Raw genomic sequence first — 23,887 nt, forward strand, 5'->3', positions numbered from 1 at the left:
GAGTAGCTATCCGGCGGCCCGTTCCTCGGGTGGGGGCGGGGGTACGGGGCGGCGGCGCGGCGGGAACGCCTCGGAGGGCTTGGGCACCGGGCGCTCGGCCGGGGCGGGCGGGGTCGGCTTGGGCTCGTCGCCCGCCGTGCGCCCGCCGGGCAGGGCGAGCAGCCGGGCCCGGGAGGCGGAGGCCGCGGCCGGGGCGGTGGCCTGGGAGACCCGCGCCAGGCGCGCGCGCACGGAGCGCTCGGCGAGGACCTGGCAGCGGGCGAGCAGCTCGGCGGCGGCCGGGTTGCGGCGCAGCGCGCGCAGGGCGGCGAGGTCGTCGGCGCCGGGGTCGTAGCCGGCGGCCAGCGCGTCCCGGAGGAGCTCCAGATAGCCGCCGAGGGACCCGGGCAGCGCCTCCCGGTAGCGGACCAGGTCGGCGAGGAGGAAGGCGCGCAGCCGGCCCGCCTCGCGTACCGCCTCGTCCACGGATTCGGTCAGGCGCAGGCAGTCCTGGACGTCCTCCTCCTGGAGGGGGGCGGGGTGGAGGGCAGTGGCGAGGGCGCGGCGGAGCACACGCAGTTCGTCCGCGCTGAACGCCATGCCGCCGCGGGATCCGTATGGCGTGGGCATGGGCCGACACTACGCGCTAATCGGACAATTTTCGCTTAGCGATCATCGCGGCGCGCCGAACCCACCCCTACATGCGGGACACGTTCCGCTCGTACACGAGACGCAGGCCGATCAGCGTCAGCCAGGGCTCGTGCGCGTCTATCTCCTTCGAGTCGGCGAGGACCATCGGCGCCAGGCCGCCGGTCGCGATCACCGTGACGTCGGAGGGGTCGCCCTTCGGGCCGACCAGTTCCCGCTTCATCCGGGCCACGACGCCGTCGACCTGGCCCACGTATCCGAAGACGATGCCCGACTGCATGGCCTCGACCGTGTTCTTGCCGATCACGCTGCGCGGCCGGGCCAGCTCGATCTTGCGGAGCATGGCGCCCTTGACGCCCAGGGCCTCCACCGAGATCTCGATGCCCGGCGCGATCGCGCCGCCCGCGTACTCCCCGCGCGTGCTGACCGCGTCGTACGTCGTGGCCGTGCCGAAGTCCACGACGATCGCCGGGCCGCCGTACAGCTCGACGGCCGCGACCGCGTTGACGATGCGGTCGGCGCCGACCTCCTTGGGGTTGTCCGTGAGGATCGGCACCCCCGTCTTCACGCCCGGCTCCACCAGGACCGCCGGCACGTCCCCGTAGTACCGGCGGGTCACCTCGCGCAGCTCGTGCAGCACCGAGGGGACCGTCGCGCAGATGGCGATCCCCTCGATGCCGTCGCTCAGCTCGACGCCCAGCAGCGGGTGCATGCCCATGAGGCCCTGGAGCAGGACCGCCATCTCGTCGGCGGTCCTGCGCGGGTCCGTGGAGATCCGCCAGTGCTCGACGATCTCCTCGCCGTCGAAGAGACCGAGCACCGTGTGCGTGTTGCCGACGTCGATGGTGAGCAGCATCAGGCCCGCACCTCGCGCAGGTCCAGGCCGATGTCGAGGATCGGGGAGGAGTGGGTGAGGCCGCCGACCGCCAGGTAGTCCACGCCGGTCGCCGCGTACGCCGCCGCGTTCTCCAGGGTCAGCCGGCCCGAGGACTCCAGGACGGCGCGGCCCGCGACCAGGGCGACGGCCTCCTCGGTCTCCAGCGGGGTGAAGTTGTCGAGCAGGATCAGGTCGGCGCCCGCGTCCAGGACCTCGCGGACCTGGTGCATCGTGTCGACCTCGACCTCGATCGGCACCTCCGGGAACAGCTCGCGGACGGCCTTGAAGGCCTCCGCGACGCCGCCGGCCGCCACCACGTGGTTGTCCTTCACCAGGGCGGCGTCGGAGAGCGACATGCGGTGGTTGACGCCGCCGCCGCAGCGGACCGCGTACTTCTCCAGGGCGCGCAGGCCCGGCGTCGTCTTGCGGGTGTCGCGGACCTTCGCCTTCGTGCCCTCCAGCGCGTCCGCCCACGCGCGCGTGGCGGTGGCGATGCCGGAGAGGCGGCACAGGATGTTGAGCGCGCTGCGCTCGCCGGTGAGCAGGTCGCGGGTGCGGGCGGTGACGCTGAGCAGCTTCTGCCCGGCCTCCACGCGCGCGCCGTCCTCGACGTGCCGCTCGACCTCGAACTCGTCGGTGCAGACGATCGACAGGACGGCCTCGGCGACCCGCAGACCGGCAACGACACCGGCCTCGCGGGCGGTGAAGTCGGCCGTGGCGACGGCTTCCTCGGGGACCGTCGCCACGGTCGTGACGTCGACCCCGCCGTCGAGGTCCTCGGCGATCGCGAGGTGGGCGATGTCCTCGACCTGGACGGGGTCGAGCCCGGCGTCGGCGAGCAGCTCCGCGAGGGCGGGGTCGAGCCCGCACTCGAACTCCTCGCCGTCGCCGCAGGCGCAGCCGTCGCCGCAGCCGCCGGCCTCCTCGTCGGAGACCGTGTTGATCTGGATGAGAGGGACGTCCACGGGCTCGGGACGGGCTTCCTCGGGCGTGCTCACTTACGGCTCCCTGGGGGCGTCGACGGTGGGGGGAAAGTCGGAGGTCCCGGTGGTGCGGACGTCGAGGGTCCGCTCCGGGGTGAGGTGGACGACGAGGTGCCTGCGCCACCGGGCGTCGTCCCGGTCGGGGCGGTCCTCGCGCCAGTGGCAGCCGCGGGTCTCCTCGCGGCGGGACGCCGCCGCGACCAGGAGGCGGGCGACGGCGAGCAGGTTGGTGGTCTCCCAGGACTCGACGCCCGGCTCGGCGGACTTCCGGACCTCGGGCTTCGGGTCGTCGGCGTGGGCCGGGGCGGGTCCGGCCGTCCCGGCCCGGGGCGCCTCCGGCTCGCCCGGGACCGGCGGGATGTGGAGGGCGTCCAGCTCCTCGGAGGCCGTGCGCAGGCTCGCGGCGGACCGGAGCACCCCGGCGCCCAGGGTCATGGTGCGCTGGATGCGGCGCCGGGCACCGGGGTCGAGCAGCGGCAAGACCACCGGGGCCGGGTGGTCCACCGGGACGGCCGGGCCGCGGCCGGGGGCGCGGGCCACGACGTCCTCGGCGATCCGCTCGGCGAAGACCAGGCCCTCCAGGAGCGAGTTCGAGGCGAGCCGGTTGGCGCCGTGGACGCCCGTGCAGGCGACCTCCCCGCACGCGTACAGCCCGGGAACGGTCGTCCGGCCCGACAGGTCCGTGCGGACGCCGCCGGAGGCGTAGTGGGCGGCCGGCGCGACCGGGATCGGCTCCGTCACCGGGTCGATGCCGTGGGCGCGGCAGGCCGCCAGGATCGTCGGGAAGCGCTCCGCCCACATCTCGGCGCCGAAGTGCCGGGCGTCGAGGTACATGTGCTCGGCGCCCTGCTCCTCCATCCGGCGCGTGATCGCCTTGGCGACGATGTCCCGGGGCGCCAGCTCGGCCAGCTCGTGCTGCCCGAGCATGAAGCGGACCCCGTCGGCGTCGACCAGGTGGGCGCCCTCGCCCCGCACCGCCTCGGAGACCAGCGGCTGCTGGCCCTCGGAGCCGGCCCCGAGGAAGAGCACCGTGGGGTGGAACTGGACGAACTCCAGGTCGGAGACCTCGGCCCCGGCCCGCACCGCGAGCGCGACGCCGTCGCCGGTGGAGACGCCCGGGTTGGTGGTGGCGGAGAAGACCTGCCCCATGCCGCCGGTGGCGAGGACCACCGCGGGCGCGTGGACGGCGCCGACGCCGTCGTGCTGCCCCTCGCCCATGACGTGCAGGGTCACGCCCGCCGTACGGCCCTCGGCGTCCGTCAGGAGGTCCAGGACGAGGGCGTGCTCGATGGTGCGCACGCCCCGGTCCCGTATCGCCTCGACCAGGGCGCGGGAGATCTCGGCGCCGGTCGCGTCCCCGCCCGCGTGGGCGATCCGGCGACGGTGGTGGCCGCCCTCCCGGGTCAGCGCGATCTCGCCGTCGGCGGTCTTGTCGAAGTCGGCGCCCGTCGCGATCAGCCGGCGGACGGCGTCCGGGCCCTCCGTGACCAGGGCCCGCACGGCCCGCTCGTCGCAGAGCCCGGCACCGGCGACGAGGGTGTCGTCGAGGTGCTGCTCGGGGGTGTCGCCCTCACCGAGCGCGGCCGCGATGCCGCCCTGCGCCCAGCGGGTGGAGCCGTCGTCGAGCCGGGCCTTGGTGACGACGACCGCACGGAGCCCGGCGGCGGTGCAGCGCAGGGCGGCGGTGAGGCCGGCGACCCCGGAGCCGACCACGACGACGTCGGCGTCGATGGCCCAGCCCGGCGCGGGCGCGTGCAGCCGTATTCCGGTCACTTGGTGGCTCCGAAGGTCAGGGGGATGTTGTCGATGAGCCGCGTGCTGCCCACGCGCGCGGCGACGGCGAGGATCGCCTCCCCGTCGTGGCCGTCGGCGACCTCGGTGAAGTCGGCCGGGTCCACGAGGGCCAGGTAGTCGAGGACGAGCGGCGGCTCGGCCTTGGCGGCCTCGTCCAGGACGGCGCGGGCCGCGGCCCGCACGGCCTCGGCGCAGCCGCCCTCGGCGGCCTGCGCGACCGCGTGGGCGTCGGCGGCGGCCCGGGCCTCGCCCAGCCGCGACAGCGCCTCGGCCCGGTTCTCGGCCCGGCCCTGGGCGCCCGGCAGCGAGGCGGCACGCGCGCGCAGCGCCTCCTGGGCGGCGAGCCGCTCACGGGCGGCGAACAGCGCCCGCGACAGCGACAGCGCCGTCCGGCGCTCCCCGGCGGAGAGGTAGCGGTTGCGGCTGGAGAGGGCCAGGCCGTCGGCCTCGCGGACGGTCTCCACGCCGACGATCTCGACGCGGAAGTTCAGATCGCGGACCATGCGGCGGATCAGGGCCAGCTGCTGGGCGTCCTTCTGGCCGAAGAAGGCCAGGTCGGGCGAGGTCAGGTGGAGCAGCTTGGCGACGACCGTCAGCATGCCGTCGAAGTGGCCCGGCCGGGAGGCGCCTTCGAGCCGCTCGCCCATGGGTCCGGCGGTGATCCGGACCTGAGGCTCCCCGCCCGGGTAGACCTCGTCCACGGAGGGCGCGAAGACCACGCTCGCGCCCGCGTCGAAGGCCAGCGCGAGGTCGGCGTCCAGGGTGCGGGGGTAGCGGTCGAGGTCCTCGCCGGCGCCGAACTGCAGCGGGTTGACGAAGACGGTGACGACCACGAAGCCCTTGGCGCCGACGCGCTCGCGTGCGGCCCGGATCAGGGTGGCGTGGCCCTCGTGGAGGGCGCCCATGGTCATGACCACGGCGGTGCGTCCGGGCACGCCCCAGTGGGCCGCCGCGTCCTCCAGGTCCTCGACCGTGGGCACCAGCTCGGCGGGCTCGTGGCGGACGGCACGGCCGCCCTCGGCGCTCTTGCGGGCGAACAGGGTCATCGGTCGTCTCCTTGCGGCCCGTCGGCGGGGCCGGCGGGGTCTGCGGGGCGGGCGCTCCCGCCCGACGGCTCGGCCAGCACGCCCAGCAGGTCCTCGGCCAGCTCGGGCTTGAGCAGGCCGTGCGCGAGCGCCCGGTCGGCGGTCGTGCGGGCCATCGCCAGATAGCCGGCGACGGTGCCGGGCGCGTGCTTGCGCAGCTCGGACACGTGGGCGGCGACCGTGCCGGCGTCCCCGCGCGCGACGGGCCCGGTGAGGGCCGCGTCCCCGGACCGCAGGGCGTTGTCCAGGGCGGCGCCCAGGAGCGGGCCGAGCATGCGGTCGGGGGCGGCGACCCCGGCCTTGTGGAGCAGCTCCATCGACTGGGCCACCAGCGTGACCAGGTGGTTCGCGCCGAGGGCAAGGGCCGCGTGGTAGAGCGGCCGGGCCGCCTCCGCGATCCACTCGGGCTCGCCGCCCATCTCGATCACCAGCGCCTCGGCGGCGAGCCGCAGCTCCTCGGGCGCGGTCACCCCGAAGGAGCAGCCGGCGAGCCGCTGGACGTCGACGGCGGTACCGGTGAAGGTCATGGCGGGGTGCAGGGCCAGCGGCAGGGCGCCGGCCCGGCGGGCGGGGTCCAGGACCCGCGCCCCGTACCGCCCGGAGGTGTGCACGAGCAGCTGTCCCGGCCGTACGGCCCCGGTGTCGGCGAGGCCCTCGACCAGTCCGGGCAGCGCGTCGTCCGGCACGGTCAGCAGGACCAGGTCGGCGAGGGCGAGGACGCGGGCGGGCTCGACGACCGGGACGTCGGGCAGGAGCTCGGCGGCGCGCCGCCGGGAGGCGTCGGAGACCGCCGAGACGGCGACGGGGCGGTGCCCCGCGAGCCGGAGCGAGGCGGCGAGGGCGGGGCCCACCCGGCCGGCGCCGACGACTCCGACGGTGAGGCGGGCGGGTCGGTCCTCGGCCCGGAGCTCCGATGCTCCGGGCTCTGGCGCTGCTGGTGCGTTCACGGTGGGGACGGCCTTCCGTTCCAGTCCTCGGCGGGTACCGGACGATTTCTGGTCATGCTACGCCAGCGTTTCGCGGCGCTCCGCGGGCTGTCCACAGGGTGTGGGCGGTGGTGTGATGATCGGCCCATGAATCCTGAGACTCCTGTCGAGACTCCTGGCCGGCCTCCCGTGGACGAGGAAGCGGCCCGGCTCCACCGGGCGAAGGTGTGGGGCGGCGCCGAGCGCCGCCTGTGGGACACCTCGGTCGACGGCACGGCCGGCTCGCGGCTGCGCGAACTGGCCGCCTGGACGGAGGCCACGGGCCGCGGGGACGCCCCCGTCGACATGTACGGGAACGGGGTCGTGGAGGAGCTGGAGCGGCGCGTCGCCGAAGAGCTCGGTCTTCCCGCCGCCGTCTTCTTCCCCACCGGCACCATGGCCCAGCAGGTCGCGCTGCGCTGCTGGGCCGGGCGCACCGGCAGCCCCGTCGTCGCCCTCCACCCGCTCGCCCACCCCGAGGTCCACGAGAACGGGGCGTTCGGGGCCGTCTCGGGGCTCCGCACGGTCCACCCGACCGACGCGCCCCGGCTGCCGACCGCCGAGGAGGTGCGGGGCCACCCGGAGCCCTTCGGGACGCTGATGCTGGAGCTGCCGCTGCGGGACGCCGGCTTCGTGCTGCCGTCCTGGGAGGAGCTGACCGAGGTGGTGGAGGCGGCCCGGGAGCGGGACGCGGTGGTCCACTTCGACGGGGCCCGGCTGTGGGAGACCACGACGCACTTCGGCCGCGGGCTCGCGGAGGTCGCGGGGCTCGCCGACAGCGTGTACGTCTCGTTCTACAAGTCCCTCGGCGGCATGTCCGGGGCCGCGCTCGCCGGCCCCGAGGAGGTCATGGAGGAGGCCAGGATCTGGCGGCACCGGTACGGGGGGATGGTCTTCCAGCAGTACCCGGCGGCGCTCTCCGCGCTCCGGGGCCTGGACGTCGAGCTGCCCCGGCTGCCCTCGTACGTGGCGCACGCGCGCGTGGTGGCCGACGCGGTGCGGGAGGCGTTCGCGGAGGCGGGCCTCGGCTGGTCCCGGGTCCACCCGGAGACCCCGCACACCCACCAGTTCCAGGTCTGGCTGCCGTACGACCCGGCCGCCCTGACGGCGGCGGCCCTCGCCCAGACCGAGGACACCGGCGTCGCCTTCTTCCGCCGCTGGTCCTCCCCGGGCGCGGGCGGCCCGCCGGGCGTCGCGATCACGGAGCTGACGGTGACGGGCTCCGGCCTGGAGTGGACGGCGAAGGACGTGAAGGAGGCGGTACGGGACTTCCTGGCGCGCGTGGAGGGGTGAGGGGCCTGGGGGGGCGAGGTTTCGGGGGTCGAGGCCGGGGCGTCGGGCGCCGGGGGTCGAGGCCGGAGTCCGGGGCGTCGGGCGCCGGGGGTCGAGGCCGGAGTCCGGGGCCTGAGGCCAGGGCCGGGGTTCCGGAGGCCGCGAGTCGGGATACCGGGGGCCTGGGTCGGGGGTCGGAGCCGGGGTCAGGGGCCGGGGCCGTCCTCGGAGGACGGTCGGGTTCCTCGGGCCCGTCAGGAGGACGGACGGCGGCGGCGCAGGGCCGCGCGGAGGCGCAGGCGCAGGCCTCCGCCGGCCCTGCGGCCCGCCACCACCCGCTCGAAGCGGCGGCGGTCGCGGGCGGCCCGCAGGACGGCCACGTCGTGGGTGCCGGGCACCGGCGGCATCGGTTCGCCGAGCCGGGCGGCGCGGCAGGCGTCGAAGAGGTACTGGTGCAGCGCGTTCATGCCCCCACCGTGCGCCGCGCCGCCACGCCCCGGCCCCCGGATTGACGGCCCCCGTCAATCCGGGGCCCGCCGATTGACGGCCCCCGTCAAACGGGACGACAACGCCCCCTCCCCACCCCGCACCATGGACGGGTGAGCGTGACCATCGACATCACCGGACTGCCGCACGAGCGGATCACCTTCTGCCCCTCGCCGCTGGCCGAGCTGGGCTCCGCCCTGCACACCCTCGCCGTGCCCGCGCACCACCCCCGGCTGCACGCCTGGACCACCACGACGACGGCGGCCCTGAAGCCGGAGCTCGCCGACCGGCTCGTCGATGCCGACTTCATGTGGAACAACACCCGCTCGGACATCCTGCTGCCGTCGCGGCCCCGGGAGACCCTCGCGGAGGAGCTGGACGACCTCGACCGCATGGACGACGAGAAGTTCGTGGGCTCCGCCCTGGAGATCTCCTGCAACAGCCGTTACACGGACGGCGCCCCCTCGCCGCTCGTCGACGAACGGATGCGCCGCCGCGCCCTCGACCTGGCCGCCGCGCGCGGCCCGCGCCAGGCCTCGTTCGTGGAACGGATGCTCGCCGACCCGCCCGGCACGCGCGCGTGGATCCGGCGGCTCCTGGAGGACTGCGACGAGGCCTTCTTCGCGGACACCTGGCGCCGCGTCCGGGTCCAGCTCGCCGCCGACGCCCGCCACAAGACGGAGCTGATGCGCCGCGAGGGACTCGCCGAGGCCGTCGCCGACGCCTCCCCCGCGATGAGCCTGGAGGAGGACGCGCACGGCTCCCGGATCGTCGTCGACAAGCTGGTCCAGGGCCGGACCAGCGCCGAGGGCACCACGCTGACGTTCCTGCCGACGGCCTTCGGCTGGCCGCACCTCTTCGCCCTCTACACCCCCGGCTGGCAGCCCGTCGTCCAGTACCCGATCCCCACCCGCGACCTCGGCGGCGCGGCCTCCGTCGAGGCGGTCAAGCTGCGCCTGGAGGCCGTCGCCCACCCCATGCGGATGCGGCTCTGCCGCAGCCTGGCGCGGGGCTCCAGCACGACGAGCGAGCTGGCCGACGCGTACAACATCACCGCCCCCGAGGTCTCCCGCCACCTCGCGGTCCTGAAGAAGGCCGGGCTGATCATCACCCAGCGCCGCGGCCGGTACGTGCACCACCAGCTCGACGTGTCCGTCGTCGCCCGCCTCGGCAGCGACTTCCTGGAGTCGGTGCTGCGCTGAGCCCGGCCCGACCGGTCCCGACCGGTGCCGGCCAGTGCTCATCAGTGCCGATCAGTCTCGGTCGGTCCGGTCGGTCTCGGTCGGTCCGGTCAGTCGAAGCGGATGTGGGAGAGGCCGATCCGGATCCGCCGCAGCCGGTGGCGCAGCCGCCCGTCCGTGTCCGGCGCGATCCGCAGCCCGGCGAGCCGCGCCACCTCGTCGGCGACCCGCGGGACCGGCATCCGGTCCGTACGGAGGTGGTGGGCGAACTCCGGGCCGGCCAGCCGCTCCAGGCACTCGTCCAGCCTGGCGACGGCGAAGCTCTCCCGCTTGAGTCCGCGCCCGAGCCCCCGCTCCGCGAGCCGCTTCAGGACCGTCTCCCGCTCGGCGAGCAGCGCGAAGTGCCGCACCCGCTCCTCGCCGTGCGCCTCCCGCAGCCGCCCCACGACCTCCGTGAAGTACCCGGGGTCCACCAGCGTCATCGGGACGATCACCGGCCCGTCCCCGTACTCCCTCAGCGCCAGGTCCAGCACCTCGTACACCCCCCGCCGCCAGGCCGGCAGGTCCTGGAAGTCCCCGCGCAGCGACGGCGGCAGCGTCCGGTGCAGACCGAAGCCGATGTGCTCCGGATCGCAGACCACGCTGCCCGGCAGACGGCGCCGCAGCTCGTACGCGGTCTGGGTCTTGCCGCCGCCGAACGGCCCGTTGATCCACAGCAGCACGGCTCAGCCCATCCCGCCGCCGCCCGCCCGGACCAGGCCCGTCTCGTACGCCAGGACCACGACCTGGACCCGGTCGCGCAGGCCCAGCTTGGTCAGGATGCGGCCCACGTGCGTCTTCACCGTCGCCTCGGAGAGGACGAGCCGGGCGGCGATCTCGCCGTTCGACAGGCCCTGCGCGACCAGCATCATCACCTCGCGCTCCCGCTCCGTCAGCCGCTCCAGCTCCTTGTGCTGCGGCTCCTTCCCCGAGGACGGCAGCATCGGCGAGAAGCGGTCGAGGAGCCGGCGCGTGGTCGAGGGCGCCACCACCGCGTCCCCGCTGTGCACCGAGCGGATCGCGCCGAGCAGCTCCGCCGGCGGCACGTCCTTCAGCATGAAGCCGCTCGCACCCGCCTTCAGACCCGAGAAGGCGTACTCGTCGAGGTCGAACGTCGTCAGGATCAGCACCTTCGGAGCCCCCGGCTCCGCGCAGATCCGCCGGGTCGTCTCCACCCCGTCCAGCTTCGGCATCCGCACGTCCATCAGGACGACGTCGACCGCCGTGGACCGCAGCACCTCCAGGGCCTCGACCCCGTCGCCGGCCTCCGCCACGACCTCCATGTCCGGCTGGGCGGCGAGCACCATGCGGAAACCGGTCCGCAGCAGCACCTGGTCGTCGACGAGCATCACGCGGATGGACATCAGGTCAGTTCCTTAGGGGTCGATCGTCAGTGAGCGGGCTTGAGGGGGAGCAGGGCGCTGATCCGGAAACCGCCACCCGGACGCGGGCCCGCGTCCAGGGTGCCGCCGACCATGCCGACCCGCTCCCGCATGCCGATCAGACCGTGGCCCCGCCCGTCGGCGCCCCCGTCCTCGTACATCTCCTGCGGAGCGCCCCGGCCGTCGTCCTCGACGAGCAGGCCGAGACCGTCGTCGAAGTAGACGAGGCGCACGCTGGCGCCCGCGTCCGGCCCGCCGTGCTTGCGCGTGTTGGTGAGGGCCTCCTGCACGATCCGGTACGCGGTGAGCTCGACGCCGCTGGGCAGCGGTCGCGGGCTCCCCTCGATCGCGAAGTCGACGGTGAGGCCGGCGCCCCGGACCTGCTCCACGAGGTCCTCGATCTGCCGCACGTCGGGCTGGGGCACGTACTCCCCGGCCTCCTGGTGCTCGCCGGTGCGCAGGATCCCGAGGAGCCTGCGCATCTCGGCGAGCGCCTGCCGGCCGGTGGTGGAGATCGTCTCCAGGGCCTGCTTGGCGGTCTCCGGGGAGGAGTCCATGACGTAGGCGGCGCCGTCGGCCTGCACCACCATCACCGACACGTTGTGCGCGACGACGTCGTGCAGCTCGCGGGCGATCCGGGCGCGCTCGGCGGCGACCGCGACCTTGGCCTGGGCCTCGCGCTCCTGCTCCAGGCGGGAGGCCCGCTCCTCCAGCTGCGCGAAGTAGGCGCGGCGGGTGCGGAGCGAGTCGCCGAGCACCCAGGCGAGGGCGAACGGCACGGTCATGATGATCGTGAAGAAGACCTTGGCCGCGTCGGAGCCCGTGCCCTCCATGGGCCATCTGAGCTGCGAGAGCGTGGAGGCGCTGAGCCCGCCGATGAGCGCGAGTCTGGACGCCCAGCGGGGTCCGTCGTGCGCCGCGACGGTGAAGATGATCACGAGCATGGCGAAGTCGGCCATGAACGGCACCAGGCCGAGGGCGAGCTGGGCGACGCCCAGCGCGACCGCGAGCACCAGCATCTTCTCCGGGGCACGCCGGCGCAGGGCCACGACCAGGGAGAAGAGCAGGGCGACGAGGCCGTACCCCACGGCGCTGCCCCTCATCTCGCCCGCCGACACCACCCACAGCAGGGAGAACCCGAGGAGGACGACGGCCCAGAAGGTGTCGACGCCCGTCGGGTGTCTGCGGATGAAGTCGTAGAGGCTCTGCACGTCACCCAGAGTAGGGAAGACGGATAGGTGCAGGGATCAACCGTGGGGTCGATCCTTGGCGCGGACCCCGTACTCCCCGAGGTGGAGACTGGGGCACGTGACGGATGAGACGTGTCAGTGGCAGGGGTGGCGGGAGGCCACGGAACGGGCGCTGTACGGCCCCGGGGGCTTCTACCTGCGCCCCGAGGGACCGGCGGGCCACTTCCGCACCTCGGTGCACGCCTCCCTGCTCTTCGCCGCGGCCGTGGCCCGGCTGCTCGGCGAGGTCGCGGAGGAGCTGGGCACGGCCGAGGTCGACCTGGTGGACGTGGGCGCGGGCCGCGGCGAGCTGCTGACGGCGGTGCTCGCGGCCGTCGGGCCCTCGCTCTCGGTACGGGCGTACGCGGTCGAACGCGCCGCCCGCCCGGACGGGCTCGACCCACGGGTGGAGTGGACGGACCGGGTGCCGCGGGGCGTGCGCGGGCTGCTCTTCGCGAACGAGTGGCTCGACAACGTGCCGGCGGACGTCGCCGAGGCGGACGCGACGTGCACGGCCCGGTACGTGGAGGTCGCGCCGGACGGCCGCGAGCGTCTCGGCGCCCCCGTCACCGGCCCGGACGCCGACTGGCTGGACCGCTGGTGGCCGCTGCGGGAGCCGGGCGCGCGGGCCGAGATCGGCCGGCCCCGCGACGAGGCCTGGGCGGCGGCGGTCGCCTCCCTGGCGGCGGGCCGCGCGGTGGCCGTGGACTACGCGCACCTACGGGAGGCCCGGCCGCCCTTCGGCTCCCTGACCGGCTTCCGCGCGGGCCGCGAGGTCCCCCCGGTGCCGGACGGCGGCTGCGACGTGACCTCCCACGTGGCCCTGGACGCGTGCGCGGCCGCGCCGGACGACGGCCTGCCCGCCCCCGAGCTGGTCACGCAGCGGGAGGCTCTGGGGCGGCTCGGGGTGTCCGGGGGACGGCCGCCGCTCGCGCTCGCCTCGACCGACCCCGCCGGTTACGTCCGCGCGCTCGCCTCCGCCGGCGAGGCGGCCGAGCTCACCGCCCGCGGCGGCCTCGGCGACTTCCTCTGGCTGACCCAGCGGGTCCCGGGCTCCGTCCACCGACCCGAGGGGCCCGGGGCCCCCGGGCCACGGGGGATACTGGCCGCATGACGGAGACGACGGTCGGAATCGGCGGCGCGGCGGAGAGCACCGACATGGTGCTGAACATCGGACCGCAGCATCCCTCGACCCACGGCGTGCTCCGGCTCCGGCTCGTGCTCGACGGCGAGGTCGTCCGGCACGCCGAGCCGGTGATCGGCTACATGCACCGGGGCGCCGAGAAGCTCTTCGAGGCCCGGGACTACCGGCAGATCATCATGCTGGCCAACCGGCACGACTGGCTGTCCGCCTTCTCCAACGAGCTCGGCGTCGTCATGGCCGTCGAGCGGATGCTCGGCATGGAGGTCCCGGAGCGGGCCGTGTGGACGCGGACGCTCCTCGCCGAGCTGAACCGCGTCCTCAACCACCTGATGTTCCTCGGCTCGTACCCGCTCGAACTGGGCGGGATCACCCCCGTCTTCCACGCCTTCCGGGAGCGCGAGGAGCTCCAGACGGTGATGGAGGAGGTCTCCGGCGGCCGGATGCACTACATGTTCAACCGGGTCGGCGGCCTCAAGGAGGACCTGCCCGCCGGCTGGCTGGGGCGGGCGCGGCAGGCCGTCGCCGACGTCCGGTCGCGGATGGACGTGTACGACCGGCTGGTCCTCGGCAACGAGATCTTCCGGGGCCGTACGCGGGGGGTCGGCGTCCTCGCGCCGGAGACCGTCCACGCGTACGGGGTGTCCGGGCCCATCGCCCGCGCCTCGGGCGTCGACTTCGACCTGCGCCGCGACGAGCCGTACCTCGCGTACGGGGAGCTCCAGGACACCCTGCGGGTCGCCGTGCGGCAGGAGGGCGACTGCCTCGCCCGGTTCGAGTGCCTGCTCGACCAGACGCACAACTCCCTGGACCTGGCGGACGCCTGCCTGGACCGGATGGCCGAGCTGGCACCCGGGCCGATCAACCAGCGGCTGCCGAAGGTGCTCAAGGCGCCGGAGGGGCACACGTACGCCTGGACCGAGAACCCGCTGGGCGTCAACGGCTACTACCTGGTGTCCAAGGGCGAGAAGACCCCGTACCGGCTGAAGCTGCGGTCGGCGTCGTTCAACAACATCCAGGCGCTGGTGGAGCTGCTGCCGGGGACGCTGGTCGCCGACATGGTGGCGATCCTGGGCTCCCTCTTCTTCGTCGTGGGCGACATCGACAAGTAGCCCCCACCGTTGTGGGCTCGCGCCCGCGGGCGGTGCCTCCGCCGCTGCGGGCAGCCGCTTCGCCGGGGCGGCGCCCATCCCTGTTGCGGGCTGCCCCCGCCGCCCCCGTTGTGGGCAATCGTTCCGCTGGGGCGGAACGGGTGGGCACAACGGACCCGCGCCCTGCCGGCGCCCAAGGCTCATGTGCCTGGACCCGCACCCCGTGCACAGCGCACCGGTGGTGGTGCGGGTTCAGGCGCGGGACGCGGAGGCGCCGCTAGGGGCGCCGTCCCGTGTGCCCACCCGTCCCGCCCCAGCGGGACGATTGCCCACACGGGGGTACGGGAGGGGCACCGCCCCGCAGGGTGCGGCCCCCGCGGGCCGAGGTGCCGACCCGCGGGGTGCGGGCTCGTGGCTCGTGGAGGGTCAGGAGATGATGGCGCCTCGGAGTTCCGCCACGTCCAGTTGCTCCGTCTCGTCGTGCGCCGTCAGGTCGATGACCTGACCGATCGCCCGCGGCGCCGCGGCGACCGGGGTGAGCAGCGGCGTCCCGGAGGCCAGGACCTCCTCGCCCACGACGTCGGCGAGGTCGCTGTTCTGCACGTCCTCGATGACGGCCGCCGCCTTCTGCGTGCCGAAGAAGTCGAAGCCGCCCTCGGGGCGCGGGGCGGGCCGGCGGGCCGCGTACGGGACGACCGCGGCCGCGACCGGCACTGCGGGCAGGGTGGTGGAGGCGGCCGTGCGGGTGTGCTCGGTTCCGGCGGCCGCCGCGTGCTTCCCCTGCGGCTCCTCCGTCTCCCGGGCGCGCTCGGCGAGGTCGCGGGCGCGGGCCGCCTCGGCGGTGCGGCGGGCCTGCTGGGCGGCGGCGTTGCGCGGGAGGTCGCGCAGGGCCTGGGCGGCGCGGCGGAAGGCCTCCGGGGTGGGCGTGGAGCCGCCGGCCGGCAGCGCCTTGGCGTCGGCGCCCGCGGCACCGCCGGTCTCCAGGGCGAGGACGCGGCGGCCCTCCAGGGCGCTGGCCCGCTCGGTCTCCGCGGTGGCGTACCGGCGGAGGAGGTCGGCGTGCTCGCCGCGCAGCCCGGCGAGCTCCACGCGCTTGGCGCGGAGTTTGGCCTCGAGCCGGGCCCGCAGCGCGCGGGACTCCTCCAGGTCGGACTCCAGCTCGGCGGTCCGCTCCTCGGCCTTCCACTGGTCGGCGGCGCGCGCCCGGTCGAGTTCGGCGACCTTGAGGCCGGCGCTCCGGTCCCAACTGCGCATGAGGACGGCGCCGGTGACGGCCGCGGCGGCCGCGGCGGCCGCGAGCAGCCGCGCGATCACCGGGTCGCCGGGCAGCCAGGCGGCCGCGGCGCACACGACCGCGGCGCCGGCGACCGCGGAGGGCGGCAGCAGCTTGTGCAGAGGCGGGGAATGGCGGTGGCGTCCACGTGGCATGGCCTGAAATTTACCGTGCGTAGGCGTCATGTGGGGTGTCGGCCCGGCAATCTCTTGGCCACTTCTCGCCACCAGAAGTGGATATCGATGGTTCCGGTTCCGTTTCGGGCCGACTCCCCTCCCTCATCTCCTACTTCTTGAGCAGCCCCTTCGTCTCCAGATACTCCTTGGCGACGTCCTCCGGCTTCGCCCGCTCGGCGTCCACCTTGCGGTTGAGTTCGGCGAGATCCGCTGTGGTCAGCACCTTGGTGAGACGGTCGAGCGCGGCCGCTATCTCGGGGGAACCGGCGTCCTTGGCGTTGACCACCGGCAGCACGTTGTCGGCGTTCTGCAGATGCTTGTCGTCCGTGAGGAGGACGAGGCCGTACGTGTCGATCGTGGCGTCCGTGGTGGTCGTCAGGACCAGCTGGTCCACCCCGTCCTTCACCGCCTGCTTGGCCTGCGGCGTGCCGACTCCCTTGGGGTCGATCCCGGCCACGTCGATCCCGTACGTCTTCTTCAGACCGGGCGCGCAGAAGGGCCGCACCGCGCATTCGTCACCGGCCGCGATCTTCACCTTCAGCTTCGCGCGGCCGAGATCGGAAAGCGTCGTCAGCTTGTTCTTCGCGGCGAATTCCTTGGTCACCGCGAAGGCGTTCTGATCGACGGCCTCTCCGGCCGCGAGGACCTTCAGTCCGCGCGGTTCGGCGAGCTTCCGCAGCGCGTCGACCGTGGCCGTCACGTCGCCCGAGGCGACCGGCTTGTCCTCGGGCGCCTTCGGGCCGTTCGCCTTCGCGTTGAGGAATTCCGCGATCGTCGCCGCGTATTCCGGGACGACGTCGATCTCGCCGTTCTCCAGGGAGGGTTCGTACAGCTCGCGATTCTTCACCGTCGTGACGGACACCGAGTATCCGGCGGACCGCAGCGACTGCGCGTACAGCTCGGCGAGGACCTTGGCCTCCGTGAAGGCGGCCGCGCCGACCACCAGCGAACCCTTCTCCCCGCCGCCGGAGCCGCCGGAGCTCCCGGCGCTCCCGGCGTCCTTCTTCTTGCCTTCCTCCAGGCTGTCACCGCCGCACGCGGCGAGGGCGACGGTCAGCGCCGCCGTACCCAGCAGCGCGCCCGCGATACGCGAGACCCTGTTCACCAGATCACCCATCTCATCAGTCAGCGTTCGATCGATCGGCCGTCATGTGCGAAAAGGCGGTCCACGCCCACCAGGACGCCCTCCACCAGGAGGGCGAGCAGCGCCACCAGCACGGCGCCCGCGACCACCTGCGCGGTGTCGTACGTGGCGAAGCCGGCCGTGATGACGCGGCCCAGGCCGCCCTGTCCGACCATCGCGGCGATCGTCGCCGTGGCGACCACCTGCACCGCGGCCGAGCGGATGCCGGTCATCACCACCGGTCGGGCCAGCGGGAGTTCGACCCGGAGGAAGAGCTGACCGCCCGTCATCCCCATGCCCCGGGCGGCCCGCACCGCCGCCCGGTCCACCTCCCGCACCCCCACGTACGCGTTGGTGAGGAGCGGGGGGATCGCGAAGAGCACCAGGGCCACCACGGTCGGCACGTAGCCGGCGTTCCGCAGGGGCGACACCATGAACAGCGCGAGCACCGCGAAGACGGGGATCGCCCGCCCCACGTTCGACACGTTCACCGCGAGCGCCCCGCCGCGGCCGAGGTGCCCCAGCCACAGGCCCAGCGGCAGCGCGAGCGCGGCGGCGATCAGGAGCGCCGCCCCGCTCACGTACACGTGCTCGGCGAGCCGCCGCCCGATGCCCTCCTCGCCCGTCCAGTGCGCGCCGGTGGTGAGCCAGCCCCAGGCGTCCGTCACGATGCCCACCTCACCCACCTCCCGGCGCGGTCCGTATCCGGGTCCAGGGCGTGAGCAGCCGCTGGAGGCCCAGGAGCAGCAGGTCGGCGGCGACGGCGAGCAGCACGCACAGCACCGACGCGGCGAGCATCTGCGCCTTGAAGAAGGTCGGCAGCGCGTCCTCGATGAGGTTGCCCAGGCCGCCGCGGCCGACGACCGAGCCGACCGTCGTCAGCGCGATCGTGGAGACCGTCGCCATCCGGACCCCCGCCATCAGCACCGGCAGCGCCAGCGGGAGCTCGACCTGCCAGAGCATCCGCAGCGAGCCGTACCCCATGCCCCGGGCGGCCTCCCGCGTCTCGGCCGGCACGGCGGCGAGCCCCGCCAGGGTGTTCCGCACGAGGATCGTCAGCGCGTACAGCACGAGGCCGGTCACGACGAGCGCCGCCGAAAGGCCGAAGAACGGCAGCAGCAGCGAGAACATCGCGAGCGACGGCACCGTGTAGAGCAGGGTGGTCAGGCCGAGGACCGGGCCGGCGAACCGGGGCCGGGCGCGGACGAGCAGCGCGAGGGGCACCGCGACGGCGAGCGCGATCAGCACCGACACGACCGTGATTCCCACATGCTGGAGCAGGGCGTCCGTCAACTCCCCGCCGCGCGTGCGCAGATACTCGCCGCAGACCCAGTCGTTCGTGACCAGACAGTTCGGCGCGCTCATCGTCCCTCCCCCCGGGTCGCCCGCCCTCCCGAACTCTTGTGTGACGACCCTAACCCCCGCCACCGACAATCCCCGAGACTCGCCACAATGCGGCAACACGCCCTTCACACACACCCGTCGCCCGGGGGACAGAATGGGGAACCATGATCCGGTTCGAACGCGTGACCAAGCGGTACGACGACGGCACCACGGCCGTCGACGACCTCTCCTTCGAGGTCGCCGAGGGCGAACTCGTCACCCTGGTCGGCCCCTCCGGCTGCGGCAAGACGACCACGATGATGATGGTGAACCGACTCGTGGAACCGACCTCGGGCCGCGTCCTCGTCGACGGCCGGGACGTCGCCGGCGTCGACCCGGTCGCCCTGCGCCGCAAGATCGGATACGTCATCCAGCAGGTCGGGCTCTTCCCCCACCGCACGGTCCTCGACAACACCGCGACCGTCCCCGCCCTCCTCGGCTGGAAGAAGGCCGCCGCACGCGCGCGCGCCGCCGAACTCCTCGAACTCGTCGGCCTCGACCCGGCCGTCCACGGCCCCCGCTACCCCGCCCAGCTCTCCGGCGGCCAGCGCCAGCGCGTCGGCGTCGCCCGCGCGCTCGCCGCCGACCCGCCCGTCCTCCTCATGGACGAGCCCTTCGGCGCCGTCGACCCGGTCGTCCGCGAACGCCTCCAGAACGAGTTCCTCGCCCTCCAGGCCACCGTCCGCAAGACGGTCCTCCTCGTCACCCACGACATCGAGGAGGCCGTCCGCATGGGCGACCGCATGGCCGTCTACGGGCAGGGCCGCATCGAACAGTTCGACACCCCCGCCACCGTCCTCGGCTCCCCCGCCACCCCCTACGTCGCGGACTTCGTCGGCAGCGACCGCGGCCTCAAGCGACTCGCGGTCACCCCCGTCACCGAGGCCGACCTCGACCCCCGGACAGAAAGCACCGAACGGCACGCCGGAGGCCCCGAGGGAGACCGGGACGACGCCCGAGTGCCCCTCGGGACCTCCCTCAAGGACGCCCTCGCCGTGCTCCTCCAGCACGACACCGGCCGCCTCACCGTCACCGGCGACGACGGCCGCCCGCTCGGCGTCCTCACCCCGGCCGGCGTCCACCGCGCCCTGCGCCGGGCCACGGCACCCGCGGACCCTAGTTCGCGCTGAGCCTCGCACCCATCCAGATCAGGCCCGGCGGCAGCTCGCGGTTCCACGTGTTGAAGTTGTGGCCACCGCTGTCGAGGATGATCGACGACACCGTCGCCGGGCTCTTCACCTTCTTGATGAACTGCCGCGTCCCCTTCAGGTTGCTCTCGCCCCGCTTCGACGAGGTCACCAGGAGCGACGTCTGCCCCCGCGGCCGGTGATCCAGACTCCACAGCAGGTCACCCCGCTTGCGCAGGGCGTCGTCCCCGTGGAACAGATCCCCCGTCGTGACGTCCTCCGCCGCCCGGTAGTACGCGGAGAAACCCGCCCCCGCCGCGAACCGGTCCGGATGGTGGAGCGCCATCTTCAGAGCGCAGTACCCACCCGTCGAGTTCCCCATGAACCCCCAGTTCCGAGCCCTCTTCCCCACCCGGTACGTCTCCGAGACCGCCTTCGGCAGGTCCTCCGCGAAGAAGGTCTCCGTCTGCGGGCCCCCGGGAACGTCCACGCACTCGGTGTCCCTCGGCGGCGCCACCGTCGGACGCAGCATCACCAGGATCATCGGCTGCATCCGCCCCGCCTTCGCCTGGAGGTACGCCGTCTTCGGATAGTTCAGCCCCTTGAGCAGGTTCTCCGCCGTCCCCGGATACCCGGTGAGCACCACGGAGGCCGGAAACGTCCGTTTGGCGTACTGCGGCTGGAAGTACTCCGGCGGCAGATACACATAGGCCGGCGACACGATCCCCGAGCGGCCCCCCGCCACCATGACCTTCTGGACCTGCCCCCCGACCGACGGACGACCCCCGCCCGGCACGTCCAGCGCCTGCGACCCCAGCACCCGGAGGTGCTTCGAACCGGCCGCGTGGTCGACGACCACACCCATCTCCTGCTCCTGCCCGAACAGATCGGCCCAGGAACCGTAGAAGAGGAACGACCGGTTCGCCGCCAGCCCCACCGCCGCGAACAACACCACCTGCGTCACGAGCAGCAGCCCCACCCGGCCCACGACCGGCCGCCAGCCGCGCCGCGCCAGCCTCGGCCACAGCCAGACCGTGGCCAGGAACAGCACCACGGCCAGCACCACCGCCAACACGAGGACCTTGTTGCTGGTGAGACCCATGAGACGACCGAGCCTTCTTTCCGAGATTTTCCTGTGCACGAATGAACCCGGTCCGGTACGCCGTCGTCATAGAAGGCGCACCAGCCGGAACGGCCCACCGAACGCGCCGCAGGGCCCGACCGGAGTCAGAGACCCTGCGCAGGACCACGAGAAGTACGGGAAGCCATGTCTGTCACGGTAGATGGGGACAAATCAGGATTGGTTCCGGTTCGGGTGCGGCGGATTCTCCGCGGCCCCCGCCCCGAGAACGTCCCCGCCCACGTCGGCACCGCCTGCACCGCCATCGGCCTCATCGACATCGCCGCCGGAGTCTTCCCCCGCTTCCGGACCAGCCGCATGCACGCCGTCGCCGAAGTCCTCCCCGGCACCCTCGGCCCCCTCTCCGCCGCCCTCTCCCTGAGCGCCGGCGTCCTCCTCCTGCTCCTCGCCCACGGCCTCAAGCGACACAAACGCCGCGCCTGGCGCGCCGCCGTCGTCCTCCTCCCCCTCGGCGCCGCCGCCCAGTTCGTCTGGCGCCACTCCGCCCTCGGCGCCCTCCTCTCCCTCGCCCTCCTCACCCTCCTCGTACGCCACCGCAACGAATTCGCCGCCCTCCCCGACCCCCGCAGCCGCTGGCGAGCCCTCGCCAACTTCGTCCTCATGGGCGCCGGATCCATCGCCCTCGGCCTCGTCATCGTCAGCGCCCACCCCCACCGCGTCATCGGCAACCCCAGCCTCGCCGACCGACTCGAACACGTCCTCTACGGACTCCTCGGCATCGAAGGCCCCGTCGCCTACACCCAGGGCGTCGACTGGACCGTCGGCTACTCCCTCGGCGCCCTCGGCATGCTCACCGCCCTCACCACCATCTACCTGGCCTTCCGCCCCGAACACCCCGCCGCCCGCCTCACCGACGACGACGAGACCCGCCTACGCGCCCTCCTCGACCAGCACGGCGGCCGCGACTCCCTCGGCCACTTCGCCCTCCGCCGCGACAAGGGCGTCGTCTTCTCCCCCAGCGGCAAAGCCGCCGTCTGCTACCGCGTCGTCTCCGGCGTCATGCTCGCCAGCGGCGACCCCATCGGCGACGTCGAAGCCTGGCCCGGCGCCATCGAACGCTTCATGGACGAAGCCAAGGCCCACTCCTGGACCCCCGCCGTCATGGGCTGCTCCGAAACCGGCGGCCAGGTCTGGACCCGGGAAACCGGCCTCGACGCCCTCGAACTCGGCGACGAAGCCGTCGTCGACGTCGCCGACTTCTCCCTCTCCGGCCGCGCCATGCGCAACGTCCGCCAAATGGTCAAACGCATCGAACGCAACGGCTACACCACCCAGGTCCGCCGCGTCCGCGACCTCGACGACGACGAACTCGAACGCGTCCGCCGCGCCGCCGCCGACTGGCGCGGCACCGACACCGAACGCGGCTTCTCCATGGCCCTCGGCCGCATCGGCGCCCCCGGAGACGGCGACGCCGTCATAGCGACCGCCCACAAAACCGACGACACCGACACCCCCTACGGCGACCTCAAAGCGATCATCCACTTCGTGCCCTGGGGCCCCGACGGCATGTCCCTCGAACTCATGCGCCGCGACCGCTCCGCCGACCCCGGCATGAACGAGCTCCTCATCGTCGCCGCCCTCCACGCCTCCCCCGACCTCGGCATCACCCGCGTCTCCCTCAACTTCGCCATGTTCCGCGCCGCCCTCGCCCGCGGCGAGAAGATCGGCGCCGGCCCCGTCCTCCGCATCTGGCGCGGACTCCTCGTCTTCCTCTCCCGCTGGTTCCAGATCGAGTCGCTCTACAAGTTCAACGCCAAATTCCAGCCACGCTGGGAACCCCGCTTCGTCGTCTACCGCAAAAGCCGCGACCTCCCCCGCATCGGCCTCGCCGCCATGCAGGCCGAAGGCTTCGTGAACCTCACCCCGCCCCGCCCCTTCACCCGCCGACGCCCCACCCCCGCACCCCGACCCTGCGCCCACATCACCCCCGCCCCGACCACCGACCACGAGGTCCGAGCCGCCTGACCGGAGCACGCCCCCACCCGAGCACCCCCTCCACACGGCCTGATATCGCCCCTGGGCCCTACGCTGGACACATGAGTACGACGATCGACCGGGGCACGGCCCAGGGCCTGCCGGAGTGGGACCGCTGCGCGGTCATGGGCGTGGTCAACGTGACCCCCGACTCCTTCTCCGACGGCGGCCGCTGGTTCGACACCACGGCCGCCGTCAAACACGGCCTCGACCTCGTCGCCGAAGGCGCCGACCTCGTCGACGTCGGCGGCGAGTCCACCCGCCCCGGCGCCACCCGCGTCGACGAGGAAGAAGAACTCCGCCGCGTCATCCCCGTCGTCCGCGGCCTCGCCGCCGAAGGCGTCACCGTCTCCGTCGACACCATGCGCGCCACCGTCGCCGCCCGCGCCGTCGAAGCCGGCGCCGTCCTCGTCAACGACGTCAGCGGCGGCCTCGCCGACCCCGCCATGGTCCCCGCCGTCGCCGCCGCCGAAGTCCCCTTCGTCGTCATGCACTGGCGCGGCTTCAGCCACGACATGAACAGCCTCGCCGTCTACGACGACGTCGTCGGCGAAGTCCTCACCGAACTCCGCACCCGCATGGAAGCCGTCATCGACGGCGGCATCGCCCCCGAACGCATCGTCATCGACCCCGGCCTCGGCTTCGCCAAACTCGCCCCCCACGACCTCGCCCTCGTCGCCCACCTCCCCGACCTCCGCACCCTCGGCCGCCCCCTCCTCGTCGCCGCCTCCCGCAAACGCTTCCTCGGCCACGTCCTCACCCGCGAAGGCGCCACCCCACCCCCCGCCCGCGAACGCGACGCCGCCACCGCCGCCGTCTCCGCCATCGCCGCCCACACCGGCGCATGGGCCGTCCGCGTCCACGAAGTACGCGCCACCGCCGACGCCGTACGCGTCGCCAGGGCCGTCGAAGGAGCCGCGTGAGCCGCACCGACCCGGCCACCGACGAAGCAGCCGTCGAAGCCGCCAACACCGCCTTCTACGAAGCCATGGAAACCGGCGACTTCGAACGCCTCGCCACCCTCTGGCTCGACGACGACACCACCCCCGTCACCTGCGTCCACCCCGGCTGGCCCGTCCTCACCGGCCGCGGCGAAGTCCTCCGCTCGTACGCCCTGATCATGGCGAACACCGACTACATCCAGTTCTTCCTCACCGACCTGCGGATCTCCCTCGCCCACGACACCGCCCTCGTCACCTGCACCGAGAACATCCTCAGCGGCGGACCCGCCGAGGACGGCGCCGAGCTCGGCCCCCTCGTCGGCCAGCTCGTCGTCGCCACCAATGTGTTCCGCCGCACACCCGGCGGCTGGCGCATCTGGTCCCACCACGCCTCCCCCGTCCTCGGCGAAACCGAGGAAACAGACGGCACCGAACCCGGCACCGGCCCCCTCGAACCCCCCACCGAACCCCCCTCCTGACCCACCCCCGGCCCCCCACGGGCAAGCGCTGTCGGTCCCCGCAGGTAGATTCGAAGCGGACACCCGGCCGTCCGCACCCGGCTGCGTGGCCACCCGAACTACGACAGCAGGAGTGATT

At 73.8% G+C, this 23,887-nt stretch carries 23 protein-coding genes; 8 read left to right on the top strand and 15 right to left on the bottom strand.

Annotated features, from left to right (window positions below):
• Positions 1-6 precede the first annotated feature (6 nt).
• The 6 genes from ACIGW4_RS26560 to ACIGW4_RS26585 form a co-directional block, all read right to left on the bottom strand.
• Positions 7-579: a hypothetical protein gene (locus ACIGW4_RS26560; protein ID WP_359591924.1), complete on the bottom strand. Its 573-nt coding sequence runs from the start codon at positions 577-579 to the stop codon at positions 7-9.
• Positions 580-676: 97 nt separating this feature from the next.
• Positions 677-1,483, bottom strand: a complete 807-nt coding sequence (locus ACIGW4_RS26565) for a type III pantothenate kinase (protein WP_190155747.1) — start codon at positions 1,481-1,483, stop codon at positions 677-679.
• Entirely contained in the window at positions 1,483-2,502 is a 1,020-nt protein-coding gene (gene nadC / locus ACIGW4_RS26570) for a carboxylating nicotinate-nucleotide diphosphorylase (protein ID WP_359591905.1), read from the bottom strand. The genes ACIGW4_RS26565 and nadC overlap by 1 nt, the downstream gene beginning before the upstream one ends.
• Positions 2,503-4,260, bottom strand: a complete 1,758-nt coding sequence (locus ACIGW4_RS26575; RefSeq protein ID WP_359591904.1) for an L-aspartate oxidase — start codon at positions 4,258-4,260, stop codon at positions 2,503-2,505. It abuts the gene before it with no gap.
• Complete coding sequence (gene panC, locus ACIGW4_RS26580; RefSeq protein WP_398708386.1) at positions 4,257-5,327, bottom strand: pantoate--beta-alanine ligase; 1,071 nt, start codon at positions 5,325-5,327, stop codon at positions 4,257-4,259. Before panC ends, ACIGW4_RS26575 begins: the two co-directional genes overlap by 4 nt.
• Positions 5,324-6,313, bottom strand: coding sequence for a Rossmann-like and DUF2520 domain-containing protein (locus tag ACIGW4_RS26585; protein ID WP_123452965.1), 990 nt, complete (start codon positions 6,311-6,313; stop codon positions 5,324-5,326). Before ACIGW4_RS26585 ends, panC begins: the two co-directional genes overlap by 4 nt.
• Positions 6,314-6,439: 126 nt before the next feature.
• Between ACIGW4_RS26585 and ACIGW4_RS26590 the strand changes: the two genes are divergently transcribed.
• Positions 6,440-7,624: a threonine aldolase family protein gene (locus ACIGW4_RS26590; RefSeq protein WP_399583215.1), complete on the top strand. Its 1,185-nt coding sequence runs from the start codon at positions 6,440-6,442 to the stop codon at positions 7,622-7,624.
• Positions 7,625-7,857: 233 nt separating this feature from the next.
• On the opposite strand, the gene ACIGW4_RS26595 is transcribed toward ACIGW4_RS26590, so the two are convergent.
• Positions 7,858-8,070 carry a hypothetical protein gene (locus tag ACIGW4_RS26595; RefSeq protein WP_359591900.1) on the bottom strand — a complete coding sequence of 71 codons (213 nt, stop codon included), beginning with the start codon at positions 8,068-8,070 and terminating at the stop codon, positions 7,858-7,860.
• A gap of 138 nt (positions 8,071-8,208) precedes the next feature.
• Here ACIGW4_RS26595 and ACIGW4_RS26600 point away from each other — a divergent pair, with 138 nt between their 5' ends.
• A complete protein-coding gene (locus ACIGW4_RS26600) occupies positions 8,209-9,291 on the top strand; it encodes a DUF5937 family protein (RefSeq protein ID WP_399583319.1) in 1,083 nt (360 codons plus the stop codon).
• An 89-nt stretch (positions 9,292-9,380) separates the two neighbouring features.
• Here ACIGW4_RS26600 and ACIGW4_RS26605 read toward each other — a convergent pair whose 3' ends face one another.
• The 3 genes from ACIGW4_RS26605 to ACIGW4_RS26615 are packed head-to-tail and all read right to left on the bottom strand — an operon-like array spanning position 9,381 to position 11,902.
• Positions 9,381-9,992: an AAA family ATPase gene (locus tag ACIGW4_RS26605; RefSeq protein WP_359591899.1), complete on the bottom strand. Its 612-nt coding sequence runs from the start codon at positions 9,990-9,992 to the stop codon at positions 9,381-9,383.
• Positions 9,993-9,995: 3 nt separating this feature from the next.
• Entirely contained in the window at positions 9,996-10,673 is a 678-nt protein-coding gene (locus tag ACIGW4_RS26610; RefSeq protein WP_123452975.1) for a response regulator transcription factor, read from the bottom strand.
• 26 nt (positions 10,674-10,699) lie between these two features.
• Positions 10,700-11,902 (bottom strand): sensor histidine kinase, encoded by a 1,203-nt coding sequence (locus ACIGW4_RS26615; protein ID WP_123452977.1) that lies wholly within the window; start codon positions 11,900-11,902, stop codon positions 10,700-10,702.
• Between the two features lie 88 nt (positions 11,903-11,990).
• Between ACIGW4_RS26615 and ACIGW4_RS26620 the strand changes: the two genes are divergently transcribed.
• Together ACIGW4_RS26620 and ACIGW4_RS26625 are read left to right on the top strand one after the other, a co-directional pair.
• Positions 11,991-13,034 (top strand): SAM-dependent methyltransferase, encoded by a 1,044-nt coding sequence (locus ACIGW4_RS26620; RefSeq protein WP_399583321.1) that lies wholly within the window; start codon positions 11,991-11,993, stop codon positions 13,032-13,034.
• Positions 13,031-14,173 carry an NADH-quinone oxidoreductase subunit D gene (locus tag ACIGW4_RS26625; RefSeq protein WP_123452981.1) on the top strand — a complete coding sequence of 381 codons (1,143 nt, stop codon included), beginning with the start codon at positions 13,031-13,033 and terminating at the stop codon, positions 14,171-14,173. Before ACIGW4_RS26620 ends, ACIGW4_RS26625 begins: the two co-directional genes overlap by 4 nt.
• Positions 14,174-14,578: 405 nt before the next feature.
• Here the strand turns inward: ACIGW4_RS26625 and ACIGW4_RS26630 are convergent, their stop codons facing one another.
• The 4 genes from ACIGW4_RS26630 to ACIGW4_RS26645 form a co-directional block, all read right to left on the bottom strand.
• Positions 14,579-15,580 carry a hypothetical protein gene (locus ACIGW4_RS26630; RefSeq protein WP_398708380.1) on the bottom strand — a complete coding sequence of 334 codons (1,002 nt, stop codon included), beginning with the start codon at positions 15,578-15,580 and terminating at the stop codon, positions 14,579-14,581.
• A gap of 130 nt (positions 15,581-15,710) precedes the next feature.
• Positions 15,711-16,718: an ABC transporter substrate-binding protein gene (locus tag ACIGW4_RS26635; RefSeq protein ID WP_399583219.1), complete on the bottom strand. Its 1,008-nt coding sequence runs from the start codon at positions 16,716-16,718 to the stop codon at positions 15,711-15,713.
• A gap of 8 nt (positions 16,719-16,726) precedes the next feature.
• Positions 16,727-17,401, bottom strand: a complete 675-nt coding sequence (locus tag ACIGW4_RS26640; RefSeq protein WP_399583221.1) for an ABC transporter permease — start codon at positions 17,399-17,401, stop codon at positions 16,727-16,729.
• Position 17,402: 1 nt separating this feature from the next.
• Positions 17,403-18,089: an ABC transporter permease gene (locus ACIGW4_RS26645; protein ID WP_123452989.1), complete on the bottom strand. Its 687-nt coding sequence runs from the start codon at positions 18,087-18,089 to the stop codon at positions 17,403-17,405.
• Between the two features lie 143 nt (positions 18,090-18,232).
• Here ACIGW4_RS26645 and ACIGW4_RS26650 point away from each other — a divergent pair, with 143 nt between their 5' ends.
• Positions 18,233-19,237, top strand: a complete 1,005-nt coding sequence (locus ACIGW4_RS26650; RefSeq protein ID WP_359586869.1) for an ATP-binding cassette domain-containing protein — start codon at positions 18,233-18,235, stop codon at positions 19,235-19,237.
• Here ACIGW4_RS26650 and ACIGW4_RS26655 read toward each other — a convergent pair.
• On the bottom strand, positions 19,224-20,336 hold the full coding sequence (locus ACIGW4_RS26655) for an esterase family protein (protein ID WP_123452993.1): 1,113 nt from the start codon (positions 20,334-20,336) through the stop codon (positions 19,224-19,226). The two genes, ACIGW4_RS26650 and ACIGW4_RS26655, sit on opposite strands and share 14 nt — an antisense overlap.
• Before the next feature lie 165 nt (positions 20,337-20,501).
• On the opposite strand from ACIGW4_RS26655, the gene ACIGW4_RS26660 reads away from it, so the two are divergent.
• The 3 genes from ACIGW4_RS26660 to ACIGW4_RS26670 all read left to right on the top strand — a co-directional run bounded on the left by ACIGW4_RS26660 (position 20,502) and on the right by ACIGW4_RS26670 (position 23,769).
• Complete coding sequence (locus ACIGW4_RS26660; protein WP_359586867.1) at positions 20,502-22,340, top strand: phosphatidylglycerol lysyltransferase domain-containing protein; 1,839 nt, start codon at positions 20,502-20,504, stop codon at positions 22,338-22,340.
• A gap of 71 nt (positions 22,341-22,411) precedes the next feature.
• A complete protein-coding gene (folP, locus tag ACIGW4_RS26665; protein ID WP_123452996.1) occupies positions 22,412-23,272 on the top strand; it encodes a dihydropteroate synthase in 861 nt (286 codons plus the stop codon).
• Positions 23,269-23,769, top strand: coding sequence for a nuclear transport factor 2 family protein (locus ACIGW4_RS26670; RefSeq protein WP_311319261.1), 501 nt, complete (start codon positions 23,269-23,271; stop codon positions 23,767-23,769). The genes folP and ACIGW4_RS26670 overlap by 4 nt, the downstream gene beginning before the upstream one ends.
• The last annotated feature ends 118 nt before the right edge of the window (positions 23,770-23,887 follow it).

The sequence above is a fragment of the Streptomyces sp. NPDC053513 genome (assembly GCF_044544765.1).
GTDB classification, from domain to species: domain Bacteria; phylum Actinomycetota; class Actinomycetes; order Streptomycetales; family Streptomycetaceae; genus Streptomyces; species Streptomyces litmocidini.